Annotated in this window: 3 protein-coding genes and 1 pseudogene; 1 reads left to right on the forward strand and 3 read right to left on the reverse strand. The window is 72.9% G+C overall.

Annotated features, from left to right (window positions below):
- From HUV01_RS14290 to HUV01_RS14300, 3 genes and pseudogenes are all read right to left on the reverse strand, one after another.
- Window positions 1-196, reverse strand: a pseudogene (locus HUV01_RS14290) (hypothetical protein); the annotation flags it as partial.
- A complete protein-coding gene (locus HUV01_RS14295; RefSeq protein WP_254606694.1) occupies window positions 193-1614 on the reverse strand; it encodes a glycosyl transferase family protein in 1422 nt (473 codons plus the stop codon). The pseudogene HUV01_RS14290 and the gene HUV01_RS14295, both read right to left, overlap by 4 nt.
- 348 nt (window positions 1615-1962) lie before the next feature.
- Entirely contained in the window at window positions 1963-2466 is a 504-nt protein-coding gene (locus HUV01_RS14300) for an outer membrane protein assembly factor BamE (RefSeq protein WP_174298877.1), read from the reverse strand.
- Window positions 2467-2643: 177 nt separating this feature from the next.
- Between HUV01_RS14300 and HUV01_RS14305 the strand changes: the two genes are divergently transcribed.
- On the forward strand, window positions 2644-3108 hold a 465-nt coding region (locus tag HUV01_RS14305), incomplete at its 3' end, for a ubiquinol-cytochrome C chaperone family protein (RefSeq protein WP_174298879.1).

Genomic DNA, 3108 nt, shown 5'->3' on the forward strand with positions numbered 1-3108 from the left:
GTGCGCCGGGTCGCGCCAGCGGCAGCCGCGCCGGCGATCGCACCGGCATGGGGGCCGCCGGCATCGGTGCCGGCACCGCTTCCTGCGCCAGCGCCGACAAGGTCGGCACGACCGGCCACAGCATCCACGCACGCGCGCCCGTCCAGCCGCCAAGGACCAGCAGCAGGAACCGCAGCGGTCGGCCGCCTCTCCTCACGCAGGCCCGGCGACCATGGGCGGTCCGTTGCCGCCGAACTCTGCGGGAAACGCATGGGTGGTCTTGTCCCAGCAGGCCGCGCCGCCCCCGAGCAGCTTCAGATAGCACCACAGCGCGCGCCGGGCGGCGAGCAGCGCGATCAGGTTGCCGACCAGCATCCGCGGCACCGACCGCAGCGCCTCGCGCCGGCCATAGGCGCGGTGGGTGAACAGCGCGCGCATCGCCATCCGCCATACCAGCAGGGCCGCGTTGACCTGCAGCAGCAGCGTCATGCCGCCGGACATCCGCGCGACGGCCACGCCCGCCACCGCATGCGCCAGCGCCGTGACGCCCCACGTCAGCAGCGCGAGGTAGCAGGAGCACAGCACGAGCATCGCGAGCGGCGCGCGCCGGTCCCGCGCGCGCATCCAGTGGTCGCCGATCGCCAGCGGCCGCGCCCAGCCGGTCCGGTCCCACCCCGCCAGCGCGATGCCCGTCATCCATCGCGCCTTCTGTCGGACGGCGGCGCCCAGGGTGGCGGGAAAATATTCGCGCACCGCCATCACCGGCTCGCCCGCCGCCGCGGCGACGCGCGCGAAGCAGGCGCGGGCACCCAATGCGGTCGCGCGCAGGCCGATCTCGTAATCCTCGCACAGGCTGTCGGCATCGAACGGCGTCCCGTGCCGGGCGGCCAGCGCGTGCAGCACCGGCGTCGCGATCGCGCAGCCGACGCCCGCCAGCGGCAGCCCCGCGCCGACCATCGCGCGCACCACCAGCGTCTTCGAATGGTTCTCCGCGAACTCGTCGGCCACCACGCCGGACACCAGCGGCCGATCGGGATCGATCAGCGGCAGCACCGGCAGCTGGACGATGTCATGCCCGCCGATCAGCGCGTCGAAGACGCGCAGCTCGCCGGCGGGCACCACGTCCTCGGCATCGTGGAGGATCACCGCGCGCGTCGCGTCCGCCCCGTCCCGACCGGCATCCTCCCGCATCAGCGCGCGCCACAGCGTGTTGAGGCAATCGGCCTTCGTCGTGGGGCCGTCGCGCACGCCGATCACCGGCCGGATGCGCGGCTCGTCCCGCGCGACGCGCATCACCGCGGCGATCGTCGCGCGGTCGTTGGGGTAGCAGCCGACGAAGAACGTGCAGCCGGGATGGTCGAGGCGCGCGGCGGTCAGCCGCAGCATCGGCGCGATGACGCCGGATTCGTCCCATGCGGGTATGAAGACCGCGAAACGGCTGGCGGGATCGATCGGCGGAAGGTCGTCCAGCAGCGGCACCATGCCGCCGCTTCCGCGGAGCCGGTGCCATCCGGTCCGGGCGCACCAGACGATGTCGACCGCCAGATCGTCGATCCCGCCCAGCAGCACGCCCGCGCCCGCGAACAGCAGCAGTTCGCGCAGGACGACGTCCATGACCCCCAGCAACGCGAACACCGTCCGAATCCCCCCGAATCCGGATCGGCTTGTCGCAACGCCGCCCGCCGAACGCAACAGCCGTGCCGGGACCGCCGTCCCGATCGGCGACGGCCGGCATTATTCGGAGGGCCAGCATCGTCCGTAAGGGAGCGGCGTCGGCCGGGTCGCCATGGCACGTCGGGTGCGACGCGCGGCGGGGGCTGTCCACACCCCGCATGCGATCCTGGGGCAGGCCCCAGACCTACGGCGGACAGGTTCACCGTGTCACGCGCGTCGCGGAACCTGCGTGTCGGACTAGCCCGAACGGTCGCTGGCCGGACGCCCTCGCGACGTCTTCACCGACGCGAAAGCATCGCGGAGGGATCGTCAGGGCTGGGTGCGCTGACGGCCGGTGTTGGTGTTGTCCGGCGTGCCCGTGCCCGCCGCGCCGACGGTGCCGATGTTGCCGAACAGGTCCTGGAAGAAGCCGCGCGTGCGCCCGAGCGTCGGCGTCGTCTTGGCAAGCGCGTCGACCGCGGCGATCTGCTCGACGCCCGAGCGGCGGACCGCGGAGACGGTGCCGGTCCGGTCGAAGCTGATCTCCAGCGTCAGCTGGTCGGTCGCGCGCGGCCTGGTGTAGGCGTAGTTGCGGGAGTCGCGCGACAGATAGTACCAGTTCTGCTCGCCGAACTGGCTGCGGAAACTGGGCTGGCCCAGCACCTTGGCGACCGAATCGCGCGTGTCGACCCCCGGCTGGACCGAGTTCACGAGGTCCGCGTCGATGATATAGCCCTGGTGCGAGCGCAGCTTGGTGCAGCCCGAGGCGAGGGCCGCCGCCGCCGCGAGCGCGAGGATGCGGCAGAGAGGGGAGAGGGAGGGGCGGACACGCATGATACTCTCCGGGCCAGGGGCGATACGGGCGGGCGACACGGGCGATTGCATCGTCTGTGCCGTGCCTCGATATGCGAGGTCCATTATGCGGGGACGCGGGGCGCAGCAAGCCGCTCCGCCAGCCCGCCCGACCGATCGAGCGAAGAGGACAGGCGCGTGGGCTGGCTGGGAGCATGGATGGCGGGGTTCGGCCGCCACGGCGACGAGACGCTGCCGCTGTACGACGCGGTGGTGCTGCGCGCGCGCGAGCCGCACTGGTACCTAGACGGCGCGGTGCCCGACACGGTCGATGGCCGGTTCGACATGGTCGCGGCGGTGCTGGCGGCGGTGCTGCTGCGGATGGAGCGGGAGCCCGACGCGTCGGCGGTGCCCTCCGCCCGCCTGACCGAGCGGTTCGTCGAGGACATGGACGGCCAGCTGCGGCAGCTCGGCATCGGCGACATCGTCGTGGGCAAGCATATCGGCAGGATGATGAGCATGCTGGGCGGCCGGCTGGGCGCGTATCGCGAAGGCTTCGCCGCCAGCGCGACGGACGGCGGCGCCGGCCTAGGCGAGGCGATCGTGCGCAACGTCTATCGCGGGCGACCGCCGGCGCCGGACGCGCTCGACCATGTCCGCGCCGGGCTCGGCGACCTGCGGGCG

This window comes from Sphingomonas bacterium (genome assembly GCF_903643035.1).
Lineage (GTDB): Bacteria > Pseudomonadota > Alphaproteobacteria > Sphingomonadales > Sphingomonadaceae > Sphingomonas.

Excerpts from the sequence above, each read along its gene's own strand:
- HUV01_RS14300 (WP_174298877.1), bottom strand. The coding sequence starts at position 2,466 with ATGCGTGTCCGCCCCTCCCTCTCCCCTCTCTGCCGCATCCTCGCGCTC.